Here is a 17,004-nt window from a genome sequence, read left to right as displayed (position 1 = left end):
GTCACCGTGCACCACGCGCCCGGGTGTCGACGGTGCCGAACTCCGACGCGTCCTGAACCTGTCGAGGGGACCCGCAGACCCTTCGACAGGCCCAGGGGCGCGTGGTGTGAGCTTCAGCCGGCCTGGACCAGCCCCTGACCGACCTCCCCGAGATCTCCGCAGACGTGGACCGGCAGTCCGAGCCGGGCGAACAGGGCCGCCTTGGCGACCAGCGCCCGGTCGGCGGTCTCGGCGTCCGGGGCGTACGCGACCTGGGCGTGGTTCGCCTTGTGCCGGGCCATGAACTGGTCCCGGCTGACCCCGTGCAGCACGACGTGCATGATCGGCCACTCCGGGTTGGTCGCCTGCTTGCGCCGCTCGGTCTCCTCGGCCGGCAGCTCGACGACGCTGGCCCGACCGAGGTCGACCTGGAGTTTGCCCTCGGCGATGTAGACCCGGGACCAGACGATCTCGCCCGGCTTGGAGACGCCGTTGATGGTGCTGCCGCCGGCCGGGAAGAAGACCGGCTGCTGCCGCCAGCCCTCGGCCTTGTCGTAGCCGCCGAGGTGGGAGGCCGGGACCGAGCCGGAGATTTCGTACACCCAGACGAACTGGCCGTCGTAGTCCTCGCCCCAGCGAACGTCGTGCAGCGTGTTCGCCGGGTCGAGACCCATCGCCTTCCAGATCCGGTTGGTCACCAGGGTGTCGACCGCGACGCCCTCGTCGGCCTCGTTGAAGTGCGGGAACGCCTCGCCCTCGGCGATCACCCGGGAGCCGTCCCTGGTGGTCACCGGCGGCCGGTCGACGTTGTTCAGCAGGCCCTCGACCAGATCGCTGGCCGGCACCAGGTCCTTCAGGCCCTGCTGGTACTGGATGCCGATCGCGTCGCAGCCGAAGTCGTCGGCGATCCGCAGCGCGGCGATGTACATCTTGTACTGCCACCGCAGCTGGGCCTCGGTCAGTTCGGTCTTCTCATCGGTGCCGAGCTTGAACGTCATGCCCTTGCCGGTCAGCCACGCGCCGATCTGGTCCGCCTCGGCGTCGTCGACCTTGAGCATCTCGGCGTAGAGGGCGCTCTGCGAGAGCCGCTCCTTGTAGATGCCCAGCTGGTTCAGCAGCTCGTCGTCGAAGATCGCGTTGTACATGCCCATGCAGCCCTCGTCGAAGACGCCGATGATCGCCTTCTCGTCGGCCAGCTGGTCGGCCAGGGCCTCGCCGAGCGCCTTCTCCGGACCCTCGGCGAAGCCGGTCACCGGGTGCACGTGGCTGCTGTCGTGGGTGATGGTGCCGTTCTGCACCCACTCGGCGATCGCGTCGGTGAAGTAGTCGTCGCTGAAGTCGACGCTCCAGATCGTGCTGTACGGCTTGTCCATCTTGGTCAGGCCGGCGTTGAGGCCGAGCAGCCCGACCAGGCCGGGCCAGTCGCCCGCGAAGTTGGCCACCGTGAGGATCGGGCCCTGGTGGGTCCGCAGGCCGGCCAGCACATGGTGGCTGTACTGCCAGACCGCCTCGGCCACGATCAGCGGCGCGTCGACCGGGATCCGCTTGAACACCTCCAGACCCATCCGCTGGCTGCTGATGAAGCCGTGCCCGGTCACAGGATCGACCGGGTTCGCCCGGATGACCGTCCAGCCCTGGCTCTGGAACGCCTTCGTGACACCGGCCTCGAGCTCCTGCTGGATCGGCCAGCCGGCCGTGTTGGCCGATTCGCGAAGATCACCGCTGGCGATCAGATAGGCGGTCTTGGGTGCCGCCGCCGGTCGGTCGAGCGGCGTCGGGACCGCATAGCTGGTGTTCGCTGACATCGTTGATCTCCTTGTCGAATCTGCCGTTGATCTTCAGGCCGCGGTGAAGCGGGCCGTGCGGCCGGCCGGAACCGGTCCTTGATCATCGGGCGTATAGCTCCGGTTGTTGATCACCAGTTCGGCGACGTCGAGGCTGCCGTGGTCCACGGTCAGCTCGGCGCTGTCGCCGGTGATGGTGACCCGGCCCTGGGCGGTGCCGGTGGTGAAGAGGGTACGGAACGGCTGATCATGATCACCGACGACCGGGGCGAAGGCGAGCCGGCCGGTGCCGGCGTCCCAGTCGAAGCCGGAGCAGGCGATGATCAACGCCCAGCTGGCCATCGAGCGGGCGTAGTGGTTGCCGCACTCCGCCTCGTTCCACGGATTGCGGTTGCGGCCGGTGAACCGCTGCCGTACCGCGCGGGTGATCGTCAGTCCCTCGTCGACGAAGCCCTCGAAGATCAGGTGCGCGGCGACCTGGTACTCGATGCCGGTCCAGACCTCGTCGCTGTAGACGAACGGGAGGGCCGGCCGGCCGCCGTTCGGCCAGGAGCACAAGATCAACCCGGCCTCGTCGTTCAGTGCGTATGTCCGCTGGACGCTGACGTGCTCGGACAGGTCGGGCCGGAAGTTGTGGTCGTACACGGCCTTGATCGCGGAGCGTACGTGATCTTGGTCGAGCAGGTGACCGAGCCCGGCGATGTGGGCGAGGAACTGGCCGAGCAACTGGTCCGACAGCACGCCGAGGCCGAACTGGTAGCGGTGGGCGTCCACGTCGTCGAGCTTCTGGACGTAGAACTCCCCGTTGTAGAGCAGCTCGTCCATCGCCTTGGCACCGGTGCCGGCGGCGTCCGCGTAGCGCTTCGCGCGATCCTGGTCGCCGACCTTCTCGGCCATCGCGGCCGCGGCCCGCAGGGCTCCGTAGAACATCACGCTGCCGAGCGGGTTCGGGCCGTAGAACTCGATGTCGTACGTGTTGTGCTGCACCGACTCCAAGATCAGGTCGCCGTCCGGATCCCAATAGCCGAAGGCGAAATCGACGGCTTCGGCGACCTTGGGCCAGAGGTCGGTCAGGAATTGATCATCGCCGCTGAAGCGCCACTCGCGATACATCCGGAGCACGGTGCCGAGCTGGCCGTCGACCGCCGGATGGGAGAAGTCCCAGGGCTTCGTCCCACCGAAGACGCGCTGGCTGCGGAAGTGCATCCGGCCGCCCTCGTCGGTCTCGGTGAGGAACTCGTTGCGGCGAGCGCTGCGCTCCAGGCTCGGGAAGACGTACGCCAGCGTCTGGGCGTAGTTCCAGACGTGGGTGCAGGTGCCGAGGCAACTGCCGTCGCGGTCGAAGCTGCCCTCCCAGGCCAGGAACTGGCCCTCCGGCGTGCCGTTGTCGATCATGAAACAGGTGGTGCTGCGGGCCACCGAGAGGCTGGCCGCTGCGGCGTCGATCACCTCGGCCGGCAGCGTCGAGCCGAACAGCGCATCGGTGAAGCCGCGGGTGCTCGCCTCCAGGACCGGCAGGTGCTCGTGCACGTGCCCGGCCACTGCCCAGGCGTCCTTGAATCGGGTGGCGTAGTGGTTCAGCACCACCTGGTCGTAGAGCTCGCCGCCGGCGTCCCAGGCCCGGTGCCGGTTGGGCACGTGCCAGGAGAGGACGAACTCGAAGTCGCCGGTCTCGCCGGGGGCCAGGGTGCGGTGCAGGGCGAGGCTGCCGATCCGGGCGCCGCCGGTGGGCGGCTGGTCGTCGTAGCTCTCCCGGGTCTCGGCTTCCAGCCGGCCGTCCGCGGTGAGGTCGTTCCAGAAGGCCTGGACGCCGTCGGACCAGTGCCCGGCCAGCCATCGCGGCTTGACCGAGACGTCGTCGTGCCGGGTGGTCAGCGTCGCGGTGCCGTATCCGAAGGCGTCGGGATCGCCGGCCGCGGTGAAGGTGAGCCCGCGGATCCCGTCCGCCTCGCGGTAGTCGACACTCGGCGCGGTCGGGTAGGTCGGGAAGCCGTTGTGCCGCCAGCCGTCCATCCCGACCGGGCTGGCCAGCGACAGGGCGAGCGTCACCTGCTGGGCCTGGTCGGTCGGATTGTGCACCCGGTAGCGCAGGACGGCCGTCGGCAGCCCGGACTCGGCCGGGTCGAGCGGCACCAGCGGCGTGAACGCCTCCAGCGTCGGCCGGACCGGAACCCGGTCGTCGGCGAAGTCGATCGACAGCAGGGGGTAGCGGCCCAGCATCTCGGCCGAGGCGAACCGCGGCAGGCCGGCGACCCGCCCCCAGCCGTACCCGTCCTCACCCTCGTGCGGCCCGGGGAACCGAGCCTCGAGAACCTTGGTCACCGCCTCGCCGTCACCCTCCGCGGGCCGGACGTCGATCGAGCAGAACGTGAACGGCAGGAGATTCCCCTTGCCCGGACTGTTCTGCAACTCCCAGTCGCGGAAGTCTCCGCGAGCCCCGATCGAGACGTTCCCGGTACCGATGCCGCCGAGCGGGAACGCCGCGACAGTGGCATCGGGACCGAGGGGATGAGTGGATGCGAGGTGAAGGTCAGCTGGCTGCTCAGTTGGCACGCCCCCAGCATTGTCGAAATCGATTTCAGTCGTCAAGGGTGAGGGCAGAGGGGATCGCCTTTCGGGAGCATCTTCGAGAGGGTTCTGGTTGCTGTGGCTCGGGGTGGACTTGGGGATCCCCCTGTGGTCGGGACTCGAGTCGAGCGCTGATCGGGTTGGTTCGGCTGTTCGGACCGGGCGCTTCGGTGATCGTGAAGGGGGGCGGGTTCGCGGGGGGTTCGCGGGGGGGCGAGTCTGGGGTGGGAGCGAGGTCTGGGTGGGAGCGAACGTGAAAGCCAGGCCCGGACGTGAAAGCCAGGCCCGCGCTTGAAGACCAGGCCCGCGCCTGGGGCGAGGGGCCGCGGTGGTCTGACGGGGAGGCCTCGGCGCCGAGCATGATCAACGGCCGGCGCGGTGCGGCGTGCCTTATCGAGTGAGCCGAGGACGGCGAGTGATCACGGCGTCCGCGGAGACGCACCGCCGCCCAGCGTGCCGTGTGCGGGCTCGTCCGCTGGTGCCGGCTGGGCTTCCGTCATCCGGCGGACGGCTGTCCGTCGGTCTTGGTCATCGCCCTTCAGGATCGTCGGCGGATCTGCCAGTTCTTGCGGATCCCTCGCAGGGATCCCATGCCCGAGGGAATCTTGTGCGCACCCGCCCGCGATTCCGTCCCCGCCGGGACGACGACCTCTGCCTACCCGGATTGGCGTCGGTTGTCGACATTCCGACGCTCTCGGGGCGTTGCGAGGTGGGTTTGTCGACAACCCACCCGGACTGCCGGTGTCACGGATCGATCGGTCCTTGGCCGCGTCGGCCCCGATCGACCCGGAGATCAGTGAGACGGTCAGGACGACAGAGCTCCCCACCTCATTGCTGCGCGCCTGCGACTGCGACCGCCCCATCGCAGGCGGATGGTTGTCCGCGCACCTACCCCCTCAGACCCCCGCGAGACCAATCCCTCTCAAGTCCGATGAGAGATCGTGGCCGGTTCGACGCTGTGCGACAGGACGACTTCGCGGGCCGGTTCGGCGTCCCCGCCGATCCGTTCCAGGAGCAGGGTCGCTGCCCGTACCCCCATCTCCCGGGCCGGAAGGCGGACGAGAGTGATCGCGGTGGGGGTGAGCGTGGTGAAAGGCAGGTCACCGATGACGGCGACGCCGAACTTCGGCGGAGTGAGACCTTGTTCGGAGAGCACCTGCAGAGCCCCGACGCCCATCAGGTTGTTCGCGGCGACGACGGCGTCCGGCGGCGGGTCGAGGGCGAGCAGTTCGGCGATGGTGTCGCGGCCGCCCTCGACGCGGAAGTTGGCGTGCCGCAGGTAGGCCTCGGGATCCTCGAACTGGCCGTGCTCGGTGACCACCGCGGCCCAGCCGGCGGCGCGTTCCCGGGCGGTGCCGACGTCCTCGGGGCCGGTGATGCAGGCGATCCGCGTGTAGCCGGCCTCGATCAGCGAGCGGGCGGCGATCTCGCCGCTGTCCCGGTTGGCCATCACGACGGCGTCCACGTCGTAACTGATCGGGCGGTCGACGGCGACCACCGGGCGGCCGCGGTCGATCATCCGCTCGATCTTCGGCTGCTCGGAGACCGCGGCGATGATCACGCCGGCCATGTTCTCCAGCGCCGCGATGTCGACGTAGGTGGCCTCCTTGGCCGGATCGTCGTCACTGTTGCAGAGGACCACCGAGTAGCCGGCGGCCTGGGCGACGTCCTCGACCCCGCGGGCGAGCGAGGTGAAGTACGGGTTCTCGATGTCGGGGATGATCAGCGCGATCACCTCCGACGCCTGCCGGCGCAGGGCGCGCGCGGTCCGGTTCGGCACGAAGTTGAGCTCCTCGGCCGCCTGCCGGACCAGCCGGGCCTTCTCCTCCGAGACCGGAGTGCCGTTGTAGACCCGGGACACGGTGGCCGGGGACACGCCGGCACGGGCGGCCACCTCGAAGATCGTCGCCATTCCTGACCTCCCGGTTCCGGACCACCCCGTTGGCATGCGGCGTCGGTCCCGCCTCGGCGTCGCTTGACTCGCAGTATCGCCGATGGGCGGCGACAACGCCGCATTTCCATCGCCGGTGAAAACACCCTATCGGGCCGTACCCGTCGTTGAAATCGATTACACGCGCGTGTTTGAATTTGCGGAACCGACTACAAGGAGAAGTACGTGTCCCACTTCGGCTCGCTCGCCTCGCTGCGACAGGTTGAAACACGTTCGATCAGCCCCGAGAACTTCGACGGCACCCGCGGTGGCGGCGGGCGCGCGACCGAGGGCACCGGCGCCCGCGCCGCGCGCGATCTCGGTCAGGGCTGGAAGGTGTCGCCGAGTGTCGCGATCAAGCCCGGCGAGACGTTCACCCTGGCCGACATCGACCAGGCGGGCAAGATCACCCACATCTGGATCACCACGCATCGTGATCACTGGCGGCAGTTGATCTTGCGCGCCTACTGGGACGGTGCGGCCGAACCGGCCATCGAGGTCCCGTACGGCGACTTCTTCTGCAGCGGCTGGGGCGTCTTCGACCAGGTCAGCTCCGCCATGGTCGCGGCGAACCCGAACGGCGGCTTCAACTCGTACTGGCCGATGCCGTTCCGCAAGTCCGCGCTGCTCACGCTGGAGAACACCACCGACGCCGAACTGATCGTCTACTACCAGGTGACGTACGAGGTCGGCGGCGACGTGGACGGCACCGGCTACCTGCACGCCCAGTGGCGGCGCAGCAACCCGCTGCCGGACCGGACCACGCACGTCCTGGTCGACGGCGTCGAGGGCAGCGGCCACTACGTCGGCACCTACCTGGCCTGGGGCGTCAACTCGCCGGGCTGGTGGGGCGAGGGGGAGATCAAGTTCTTCCTCGACGAGGACGACGAGTTCCCGACCATCTGCGGCACCGGCACCGAGGACTACTTCGGCGGCGCCTGGAACTTCGACGTGCCGGGCCAGGGCTACACGGCCTTCAGCACGCCGTACCTCGGCATGCCGCAGGTGATCCGGCCGGACGGTCTCTACCGGAGCCAGCAGCGGTTCGGCATGTACCGCTGGCACGTGCCCGACCCGATCCACTTCGCGACCGGGCTGCGCAAGGTCGACATCCAGGCCCTCGGCTGGCACAGCGGCTGGCGCTACCTGCCGCTGCACGACGACATCGCCTCCACCGCCTGGTTCTACCTGGACCGGCCGTCGACGAACCGGCCGCCGGCGCCGACGTTCGACACGATGGAGATCAACGACGGCAGCGGGCACCCGCCGGCCGGCAACGCCTGAGAATCAACCGAACCCTGAGCCTGTCGAAGGGCCTGATGATCTTGGCTCCTTCGACAGGCTCAGGGCGCTTCTGGATCAGGGGAACGAACGGTCCTGGCTCTGGCTGCCGCTGACCGGCCGGTTGGACAGTCCGACCGAACCGTCGCTCTCGCCGTTCGACGCCGCCAGCGCTTCTTGATCATCGGCGCGGGACGCGGCATTGCGCAGGTGTACGGCGTCGTCCGGCTGATCGTGCTTGCGGCGCTGCCGGCTGCGGTAGACCAGGTTGAGCGCCTCCACGCCGATCGCGAACGCCATCGGTACGTAGATCAACGCCTTGTCGACCTTCACCCCGAAGCCGTCGACGATCAGGAACACGCCGATCATCACCAGGAACGACAGCGCCAGGATCTTCACCGACGGGTGCTTGTTGACGAAGCTGAAGATGAACCGGGACGAGAAGAGCATGATCCCGAACGAGAGCACGACCGCGGCGATGATCACCAACAGGTTGTCGATCATGCCGACCGCGGTGATCACCGAGTCGAACGAGAAGACGATGTCGAGCAGCAGGATCTGGACGATCACGCCGGCGAACGAGGCCCGCGCCGCCTTGGTGCCGTGGCCCGGCTCGGCGCCCTCCAGTTTCTCGTGGATCTCCTTCACCGCCTTGTAGATCAAGAACAGTCCGCCGAAGATCAAGATCAGGTCGCGGCCGGAGAAGCCCATCCCCAGGATGGTGAACAGATCCGCCTTGAGGCTGATGATCCAGGACGCCCCGAAGAGCAGCCCGATTCTGATGATCATGGCCAACGACAGACCGAGGTTGCGGGCCTTGGCCTGCTGCTCCTTCGGCAGCTTGCTGGCCAGGATCGAGATGAAGATCACGTTGTCCACGCCGAGCACGACTTCGAGGACGAACAGAGTCAGGAACGCAATGAGCAGTTCGGGACCGAGGTCCAGCGAGAAATCCACCAGCGGAGGATAACGGTGGGCAGGCTACGGCACCTGTGAGCGGACTGAGATTCAGCCGTAGGTATCCCGAGGTCCACGGCCGCGGACCGACCGCCGGCCGTGCTTCCAGGACGGCGCGTCCGGACCGAGCACCCGGATCCTGGTCACCGTACCGTCGCCGAGCTGCTGATTCAGGGTGGCGACCAGCTGCGGGGCCATCGACCGCAGCGATGTCGCCCAGGCGGTCGAGTCGGCCCGGACGGTGAGCACCGTGTCGACGTAACTCTCCGGATGGGTGTGCTGGGCGTTCGTGGGGCCGACCAGAGCGGGCCATTTCGACAAGAGGAGGTGGACGCTCACCTCCGTGGTCCAGCCGCGGCTGTCCACCAGCCGTTCGATCGCGCGGCCGAGCAGCTGCGGGTCCCGGTCGTCCGGCCGCGCGCCGGACGACTGCGGTTCGGTGGGCTCCGGACGCGAGGTGCGGGCGCCGTCGGGGCGGCGGCGCAGTCGCCGGGACTGGGCGCCGATCGCCCGGGCGACGTTGCGGGCCAGATTCAGCCCGGTCGGATCATGATCATCGGCGGCCTCGGGGGACCCTTGGCCGGAGCGCGGGGGATCAGGCTCGGCCTCAGTCACGGGTGACCTCGCCACCGGCGACCGCAAACCGGGTGCCGGCCAGCTCGGCCGGCACATCGGCACCGACCGCGGCCGTGACCAGCACCTGCTCGGCGCCGATGACGCCGCGGGCCAGGCGTTCCCGGCGCATGGTGTCCAGCTCGGCGAAGACGTCGTCCAGCACCAGCACCGGTTGGATCCCGTCGTCCTGCAGCAGTTGGAAGCTGCCCAGCTTGCAGGCCAGCGCGTACGACCACGACTCGCCGTGGCTGGCGTACCCCTTGGCCGGGAGCGAGCCCAGCGACAGCACGATGTCGTCGCGGTGCGGCCCGACCAGGGAGACACCGCGCTGCAGTTCGTCGGAGCGACGCTCCCGGATCGCCGTGAGCAACGCCTCGTTCAGCGCTTCGGCCTCGGTCGCCCCGGTCAGGTCGGCGGAGGCCTTGTATTCCGCCGTGGCGTCGTTGTTGGTCGGCGCGATGTCGGCATAGCTCTTCGACACCTGTGGCATCAGGTCGGTCAGCGTCGACAGCCGGGCGGCCAGCAGTTCGGCACCGTTGCGGGCCAGGTGCGAGTCCCAGACCTCGAGGGTCGACTCGGCCTCCGGCCCGGGCTTCCGACCGCCGCGAGCCCGGCCGGCCAGCGACTTGAGCAAGGTGTTGCGCTGCCGGAGCACTCGGTCGTAGTCGGCGCGTACGCCCGCCAGCCGGGGCCACCGCGCCACCAGCAGCTCGTCCAGGAAGCGGCGCCGCTCACTCGGGTCGCCCTTGATGATCGCCAGGTCCTCGGGCGCGAACACCACGGTCCGCAGCACCCCGGCGATCTCCCGCGGCCGCGACACCGGTGACTTGTTGAGCCGGGCCCGGTTCGCCTTGCCCGGCGTGATCTCCAGCTCGAGCAGCAGCCGGCGCTGATCCTCGATGCCGGCCCGCACCCCGGCCCGGACGATCGCGCGCTCGGCACCGGCGCGGACCAACGGCAGGTCGGTGGACACCCGGTGCGAGGACAACGTGGACAGGTATTCGACCGCCTCGACCAGATTGGTCTTGCCCTGGCCGTTGGCTCCGACGAACGTCGTCACGCCGTGGTCGAGCGCGATGTCGACCGCGGCGTAGGACCGGAAATCGGCCAACTGGAGATGGTCGACGTACACGTTGTCCAGACTAACGGTGGGACGACCGCAGACGATCTACGCTGCCGTCGTGACTGAGATCCGTCCGGCCCGCCCCGACGACGCGGCCGCCGTCGCCCAGATCTGGTACGAGGGTTGGCAGGAGGCCCACCGAGGCCGGGTGCCCGATGCCCTGGTCGAGGTCCGGACCCGTGAGTCGTTCGACACCCGCGCCGCAGCCCTGGTCGAGGAGACCAGCGTCGCCGACCAGGACGGCGCGATCACCGGCTTCATCATGATCAACAACGACGAGGTCGAACAGGTGTACGTCGCCGAAGCCGGCCGCGGCACCGGGGTCGCGGACGCCCTTCTCGCCGAGGCCGAGCGCCGCGTCGCCGCCGGCGGCCACCCCCGAGCCTGGCTCGCCGTCGTCGCCGGCAACACCCGCGCCCGCCGCTTCTACGAGCGCAACGGCTGGACCGACGAGGGCCTTTTCGATCACCAGGCCCCCGGCCCGGACGGCCCGATCCCCGTCCCCTGCCACCGCTACGCGAAGTCACTCACCACGTGAAACCAAACCAACCGGACCCGACCATCCGAGAGCCCGCGGACCGCCCCGTCCGGCCGATCATGATCAACAGTCGGTGAGGGCGACCAGCCCGACGCCTGTCGAGACCCGAGTGCCCGAGAGTCCTTGATCCGAAGGCTGGACCGGAGTGACGGGCGCGGGCCCTGACGCGTGTTCGCGGGGAGACGAAGCACCCGCTGGTCACCATCGCCGGGAGGCCAAGACCGAGACCGGCCGCCGGACACCATGATCGCCGCCGGGACCCGGGGATGGGAGCTCATCGGTCGGAGGGTGTGCGCGGACGCTGACGGCCCGGCGGAGATCCCTGGCTCGCGTCCGATCGCGACAACGCGCCCGCCGGGAAGACCTGCGGCCCGGTCCGACCGAGACGATGCACGCGGCTCCACGGCACCACCAACCAGATCAGCGCTCGACTCCTGACCGGATTCCCCGACGAGCGCTGACCGGGAGCGGGGGGTCTGGAGGGGTGGGTGCGCGGATGTGGATGGGCCTGGCGGGAGGCCGCATCGCAGAATCGCGGCAGCGGCACCCGGACCATCGCGGCCGGATGGTTGTCCGCGCACCCACCCCCACAGACCCTTCCCACCAGCGGGCCCCGCGGGAGTCAGATCTCGTCGATCTGCGCTGCTTCTTTCTGCACCGCATGCCCCCCGAACTGATTCCGCATCGCCGCGACCATCTTCATGGCCGGCGAGTCGGGCTGCCGGGAGACGAAGCGGGCGAACAGGGCGGCGGAGATCGCGGGCACCGGGACGGCCAGGTCGATCGCGGCGTCGACGGTCCAGCGGCCTTCGCCGGAATCCTCGGCGTAGCCGCGGATCTCGGTCAGCTGCGGGTCCTCCTGCAGGGCACGAACCAGGAGGTCGAGCAGCCAGGACCTGATCACGGTCCCTTCCCGCCAGGAGTTGAAGGTGGCCGGCACGTCGGTCACCACATCGGCGGTCTCGAGCAGCTCCCAGCCTTCGGCATAGGCCTGCATGATCGCGTACTCCATGCCGTTGTGGACCATCTTCGCGAAGTGCCCGGCACCGTGCGACCCGGCGTGGACGAAGCCGAATTCGCCCTCCGGCTTGAGCGCGTCGAAGATCGGCTGGACGACCGCGACGTCCTCGGCCTCGCCGCCGCACATCAGGGCGTAGCCGTTCTCGAGGCCCCAGACACCGCCGGAGACGCCGCAGTCGATGAACTTGATGCCCTTGCCGCCCAGGAACTCCGCGCGGCCGGCGTCCCCGTCCCAGCGGGTGTTGCCGCCGTCGATGACGATGTCGCCGGGCGCCAGCAGGTCGGCCAGATCCTTGATCACCGCGTCGAGCGCCTGCACCGGGACCATCACCCAGACCACGCGCGGGCCGTCGGTGAGCCGGGCGGCCAGCTCGGCCAGATCCTTGACGTCGGAGATCTCCGGGTTCGTGTCGTACCCGATCACCTCATGGCCGGCGGCCCGGATCCGGGTGGCCATGTTGCCGCCCATCTTGCCCAGTCCAATGAGTCCCAGCTGCATCGAAGTCCTCGCAGTCGTCGGGGGATGAAGGTCAGGCCGGCAGCCGCATCAGCATGATCACGTGCCGGTAGTCGGTCAGCGGTTCGCCGTCCAGCTCGGGCAGGCCGGTCAGCTGACACGGCTTGCTCGGCGCGGTGAAGGCGAGGTTCACGTACGGGGTGTCGAAGACCCCGAGCGCATCGAGCAGGTAGGTGGGGTTGAAGCCCGCCGCCGGCACCGCGATCTCGCCGCCGTCGAGCTGGTTCACCACGGCCTCGATCGCCTCGGACGCCTGGGCCTGGTCGCCGGTCGCCGCCTCGAGCGTGATCGAGTTCTCGTTGATCAACATCCGCAGCGAGGTGTTCCGCTCGGCGACCAGCGCGACCCGGCGGGCGGCCGCGATAGCCTCGGCCGTGTTGATCCGTACGGTCAGCGCCGGCGCGAAGTTCATGATGTGCCGGACCTTGGGGAACTCGCCGTCCAGCAGCCGGGTGGTGGTCTGCCGCCGGCCCGCGGCGCCGTCGCCCTCGAAACCGATGATGCCGTCGCCCGCGCCGGTCGAGGCCAGACTCAGCGTCACCTTCTCGCCGGCGGTCATCGACTTCGCCGTGTCGGACAACACCTTGGCCGGGACCAGCGCGTTGGCCGAAGTCTGCGGCGACTGCGGATCCCAGGTGATCTCCTTGAGCGCCATCCGGTAGCGGTCGGTGGCGAGCAGCGAGACCTGGTCGCCCTCGATCTCGATCCGGATGCCGGTGAAGACGGGCAGCAGCTCGTCCCGGCCGGCGGCGACGACGACCTGGGCGACCGCGTGCGCGAAACCGTCGGAGGGCAGCGACCCGGTGGACTCCGGCATCTCCGGCAGCGACGGGTACTCGTTCACCGGCAGCGCCTGCAGGGTGAACCGGGCGCTGCCGCAGGTGAGTTCCATCTTGCTGTCGTCGGAGACGATGTCGACCGGCTTGGCCGGGAGGGACCGCGAGATGTCGGCCATCAGCCGGCCGGAGATCAGCGCCTCGCCCTCGTCGGTCACGGTCGCGTTGACGTGGATCTGCGCGGACGTCTCGTAGTCGAAGCTGGAGAACGTGACCCCGGTGGCGTCGGCCCGGACCAGCAGGCCCGCCAGGATCGGCACACTCGGCCTGGTGGGCAGGCTTCGGGCCGCCCACTGGACGGCCTCGGCCAGCACATCACGCTCGAGTCGGATCTTCACGGTTCCTCCTGTGCGGTGTGGCCCGGTCGCGGAACTGGGTGGTCGGGAGCGTGACTTGTCGATGCGGTTGGGGGCGCGCTGCCGTACGCGATCCGGGCCGGCCGGGCGAATGCCCGACGATCATACCGACGATGGCTCCGGTGTGAAGCGGGCCAGCAGACCCCGTGCGGGGTTGTGCACAAGCAGGTGGCCGGGTGACTTCAGCCCTTGAGGTGATGTTTGTCTTCTGGTCGTGGTCGTAGCGGTTGTGCAGACTGGGGAAAACCATTCGTCATCCCTGGTCAGGGTGTGATTCGGTGCCGGGACAATCCTGTGGAATGACAAAAATTACACGGGGAGTATCTTGGGAAAGACTGTTGTTCCCCCGGCTGCGTCCACCGGTCGTCCAGATACTTCGGCCCCGGTTCCACAGTTGTCCACAGTTCTTTCCCCACCTGTGTGAGATTCCTCCCCGACCGGATTGACCTGGGTACGTGATTTTTAACCTTCCGAATCCGGGCAGGCGAACGTCCGCCCTCGCATCCGTATGGAGCGAGGGCGGGGTGGACGGTCAGCGCTGGGACTGGTTCTTGATCCGGTTGGTCAGCTCGGTGACCTGGTTGAAGATGCTGCGACGCTCCGCCATCAGGCCGCGGACCTTGCGATCGGCGTGCATCACGGTCGTATGGTCGCGGCCACCGAACTGCTGACCGATCTTCGGCAGCGACAGGTCGGTCAGCTCGCGACACAGATACATGGCGATCTGGCGCGCGGTGACGAGCGCGTGGGTCCGGCTCTGGCCGCAGAGGTCGTCGATGGTGAGCCCGAAGTAGGCCGCGGTCTGGCCCATGATCGTGCCGCTGGTGATCTGGGCCTCGCCACCCTCGGGGATCAGGTCCTTCAGCACCACCTCGGCCAGCGCCATGTCGACCTGCTGCCGGTTCAGGCTGGCGAACGCGGTCACCCGGATCAGCGCGCCCTCGAGTTCACGGATGTTGGTCTGGATCTTGCTCGCGATGAACTCGAGCACGTCCGAGCCGGCGGTGAGCCGTTCCTGGGCCGCCTTCTTGCGCAGGATCGCGATCCTGGTCTCCAGGTCGGGCGGCTGGACGTCGGTGATCAGACCCCAGCCGAACCGGCTGCGCAGCCGCGGCTCCAGGTTCTCCAGCAGCTTCGGCGGCCGGTCCGACGTCATCACGATCTGCTTCTGTGCGTTGTGCAGCGTGTTGAACGTGTGGAAGAACTCTTCCTGCGTCTGTTCCTTGCCCTCGAGGAACTGGATGTCGTCGATCAGCAGTACGTCGACGTCGCGATAGCGCCGGCGGAACTCGGCACCCTTGTTCTGGCTGATCGCGTTGATGAAGTCGTTGGTGAGTTCCTCGGTCGAGACGTAGCGGACCCGGACCCGGTCGAAGTAATTGCGCACGTAGTGACCGAGCGCGTGCAGCAGGTGGGTCTTGCCGAGACCTGACTCGCCGTAGATCGTCAGCGGGTTGTACGACTTGCCCGGGTTCTCCGCGACGGCGACGGCGGCCGCGTGGGCGAACCTGTTCGAGCCGCCGATGACGAAGGTCTCGAAGGAGTACTTCGGGTTCAGCCGGGAGTTGCTGTCGGGCCGACGCCCCTCACCACTGGATCGTCCGTCGCCGTCGTAGGAATGGAGTCCGGCCAACTGTGGGCGCTCGGGCGCGGGCTCCGGATAGGAGAAGGCACCGTCGCGTTGCGGCTGGTCGTCGAGCTGATCCCGGTGCAGGTCCCGATCCAGGTGGTCGCGATCGAGGTGGTCGCGGTCCAGCCGGACCTGATCCAGCCGGGAGTGATCGATCCGCGGGGGATCGAGCGGGTCGTGGTCGCGCCGGGAACCGGCGTCCAGATCGTCGTCGAGCCGATCCGCGTCGGGCGGCTCGAGGTCCAGCGGCGGTGCGGTCTCCAAGGTGTCGTCCACAACGACCCCGAGCCGGATCGGGCGCTCGAAGCGGCGCCGCAGACTCGACTCGATCTCGTCCCGGAACCGGCTCTCCAACTGGTCCCGGGTGAAGTTGTTGGGTACGGCGACGACGAACTGATCCTGCTGGAGGGCGAACGGCCGACTGGTGATCCACCAGGGACGCAGCCGGGGCTCGGCCTCCGCGTGCACCTGCTGCCAGGCGAGGAGGCTCTCATCGGCGGAGCGGTCGGAGTCGCTCATGTCAGCTCCGCTGCCGATGATGACTCACGCACGTCCAGCTCCCGGCTCGTTGAAGATCACTACCGCCATTATGTTGTGCCTGCGGCCGTGGGGCCGGTCGGACTGCTGTTCAGACTAGTCGTGCTTCCACACACTTATCCACAAGCTGTGAACAAGACAAAGCAAAGCTTCGCCCAGTCCCGAGTCCAGGGAGCGGTTCGATGAGCGACTATGTATCCGTCCGGGGGCGCAGCAGCCCAGTAGCAGTTGATCCCGCATCTCCTGCGTGGCGAGACGCTAGCAATGGCCGTCATGCTTCTGCAACCCACGCCGCGGCATTTGTTCATCCGGTCGGCGTGTCGGCTGGACGGTTGGCACTCTTTGTGGTGCGTGAGCTGGGTCTCGCTGGTTTGACCGGGAACGCTCAGGACCCGTACCGTTGGTCCGGTTGCCGGGACCCCGGCGCCCCGTTCGTTGTGCCCGTGCGTTCCACTCGTAGACCGCGGGACAGGTTTCAGCACTATAGATATGGGAGAAGTCCCGTGAGCAAGCGCACGTTCCAGCCAAGCCACCGTCGTCGGAGCCGTACCCATGGGTTCCGGCTGCGGATGCGTACCCGCGCCGGCCGGTCCATCCTGGCGGCGCGGCGCCGCAAGGGGCGCGCGCGACTCTCGGGCTGACCGAGGTGCGGTCAGATGTTGCCCGCCCGGCTGCGGATGCGCGCGTCCGCAGAGTTCCGAGCGACCATCTCGACCGGACGCAGGATTCGGCGATCGACCCTGATGTTGTACGTGGCTGACCCCAGTGAAGCGGACTCCCCGTCCGCAGCCGGTCCGCGGATCGGGCTGATCGTCGGCCGCAATGTCGGCAACGCCGTGCAGCGGAACCGGGTGAAGCGTCGGCTTCGGCATGGCGTGGCCCGGTTGCTCGAGGACGAGCCCACGGGGGCCCGGATCGTGATCCGTGCGTTCCCGTCGGCCGCCGGCGGATCGGACCGGTTGATCGAGGACCTTTCGTCGGCCTGGCATGCTGGGCTGAACGAGAAGAAGCGAATCCGGCCATGAAGTACGTATTGATCGGCCTGTTGAAGGCGTACCGGCTGTTGATCAGCCCCCTGTACGGCGATGTCTGCCGTTACTGGCCGACCTGCTCGGCGTACGCGCTCCGGGCGGTCGAGGTGCACGGTGCGCTGCGCGGATCCTGGCTCGCCGCCCGGCGCCTGGTGCGCTGCCACCCCTGGGCCAAGGGTGGGTTCGATCCCGTACCGGGAACCCCTGAATTCGAGCGCGAGATGCGCGAACGGGCCGAGAAGGCCAGAACAATGGAGCCCCATGGTCATGGTGCGTGCCGGTGATGAGGTGTTGTCGTGATT

14 protein-coding genes are annotated in these 17,004 nt (G+C 68.4%); 5 read left to right on the top strand and 9 right to left on the bottom strand.

The window, feature by feature from the left end:
- Positions 1-113: 113 nt before the first annotated feature.
- The 3 genes from AC6CCG_RS19905 to AC6CCG_RS19895 form a co-directional block, all read right to left on the bottom strand.
- Positions 114-1,784 (bottom strand): hypothetical protein, encoded by a 1,671-nt coding sequence (locus AC6CCG_RS19905; protein ID WP_496656365.1) that lies wholly within the window; start codon positions 1,782-1,784, stop codon positions 114-116.
- Positions 1,785-1,817: 33 nt separating this feature from the next.
- Positions 1,818-4,316, bottom strand: a complete 2,499-nt coding sequence (locus AC6CCG_RS19900) for a GH116 family glycosyl-hydrolase (RefSeq protein WP_496656364.1) — start codon at positions 4,314-4,316, stop codon at positions 1,818-1,820.
- Between the two features lie 937 nt (positions 4,317-5,253).
- Positions 5,254-6,243, bottom strand: a complete 990-nt coding sequence (locus AC6CCG_RS19895) for a LacI family DNA-binding transcriptional regulator (RefSeq protein ID WP_496656363.1) — start codon at positions 6,241-6,243, stop codon at positions 5,254-5,256.
- 204 nt (positions 6,244-6,447) lie between these two features.
- Here AC6CCG_RS19895 and AC6CCG_RS19890 point away from each other — a divergent pair, with 204 nt between their 5' ends.
- A complete protein-coding gene (locus AC6CCG_RS19890; RefSeq protein WP_496656362.1) occupies positions 6,448-7,545 on the top strand; it encodes a glycoside hydrolase family 172 protein in 1,098 nt (365 codons plus the stop codon).
- Positions 7,546-7,620: 75 nt separating this feature from the next.
- Here AC6CCG_RS19890 and AC6CCG_RS19885 read toward each other — a convergent pair whose 3' ends face one another.
- From AC6CCG_RS19885 to recF, 3 genes are read right to left on the bottom strand one after another with little or no spacing between them, the layout of a single operon-like run.
- On the bottom strand, positions 7,621-8,499 hold the full coding sequence (locus AC6CCG_RS19885; protein ID WP_496656361.1) for a TerC family protein: 879 nt from the start codon (positions 8,497-8,499) through the stop codon (positions 7,621-7,623).
- 51 nt (positions 8,500-8,550) lie between these two features.
- A complete protein-coding gene (locus tag AC6CCG_RS19880; protein ID WP_496656360.1) occupies positions 8,551-9,114 on the bottom strand; it encodes a DciA family protein in 564 nt (187 codons plus the stop codon).
- Positions 9,107-10,246, bottom strand: a complete 1,140-nt coding sequence (recF, locus tag AC6CCG_RS19875) for a DNA replication/repair protein RecF (protein ID WP_496656359.1) — start codon at positions 10,244-10,246, stop codon at positions 9,107-9,109. Before recF ends, AC6CCG_RS19880 begins: the two co-directional genes overlap by 8 nt.
- Positions 10,247-10,295: 49 nt before the next feature.
- Here recF and AC6CCG_RS19870 point away from each other — a divergent pair, with 49 nt between their 5' ends.
- Positions 10,296-10,775: a GNAT family N-acetyltransferase gene (locus AC6CCG_RS19870; protein ID WP_496656358.1), complete on the top strand. Its 480-nt coding sequence runs from the start codon at positions 10,296-10,298 to the stop codon at positions 10,773-10,775.
- Positions 10,776-11,397: 622 nt separating this feature from the next.
- On the opposite strand, the gene gnd is transcribed toward AC6CCG_RS19870, so the two are convergent.
- The 3 genes from gnd to dnaA all read right to left on the bottom strand — a co-directional run bounded on the left by gnd (position 11,398) and on the right by dnaA (position 15,653).
- Complete coding sequence (gene gnd, locus AC6CCG_RS19865) at positions 11,398-12,294, bottom strand: phosphogluconate dehydrogenase (NAD(+)-dependent, decarboxylating) (protein ID WP_496656357.1); 897 nt, start codon at positions 12,292-12,294, stop codon at positions 11,398-11,400.
- Between the two features lie 31 nt (positions 12,295-12,325).
- Positions 12,326-13,486: a DNA polymerase III subunit beta gene (dnaN, locus tag AC6CCG_RS19860; RefSeq protein ID WP_496656356.1), complete on the bottom strand. Its 1,161-nt coding sequence runs from the start codon at positions 13,484-13,486 to the stop codon at positions 12,326-12,328.
- Between the two features lie 550 nt (positions 13,487-14,036).
- Positions 14,037-15,653 carry a chromosomal replication initiator protein DnaA gene (gene dnaA, locus AC6CCG_RS19855; protein WP_496656355.1) on the bottom strand — a complete coding sequence of 539 codons (1,617 nt, stop codon included), beginning with the start codon at positions 15,651-15,653 and terminating at the stop codon, positions 14,037-14,039.
- A gap of 521 nt (positions 15,654-16,174) precedes the next feature.
- Between dnaA and rpmH the strand changes: the two genes are divergently transcribed.
- From rpmH to yidD, 3 genes are read left to right on the top strand one after another with little or no spacing between them, the layout of a single operon-like run.
- Positions 16,175-16,312 carry a 50S ribosomal protein L34 gene (rpmH, locus tag AC6CCG_RS19850; RefSeq protein WP_377487806.1) on the top strand — a complete coding sequence of 46 codons (138 nt, stop codon included), beginning with the start codon at positions 16,175-16,177 and terminating at the stop codon, positions 16,310-16,312.
- Positions 16,313-16,327: 15 nt separating this feature from the next.
- Positions 16,328-16,696, top strand: a complete 369-nt coding sequence (gene rnpA / locus AC6CCG_RS19845; RefSeq protein WP_496656354.1) for a ribonuclease P protein component — start codon at positions 16,328-16,330, stop codon at positions 16,694-16,696.
- Entirely contained in the window at positions 16,693-16,986 is a 294-nt protein-coding gene (yidD, locus tag AC6CCG_RS19840; RefSeq protein WP_496656353.1) for a membrane protein insertion efficiency factor YidD, read from the top strand. Before rnpA ends, yidD begins: the two co-directional genes overlap by 4 nt.
- Positions 16,987-17,004: the final 18 nt, after the last annotated feature.

It is taken from the genome of Microlunatus sp. YIM B11417, from assembly GCF_059617205.1.
Note: the sequence above shows the minus strand (reverse complement) of the source record. Positions and strands in the feature narration are given on the sequence as shown.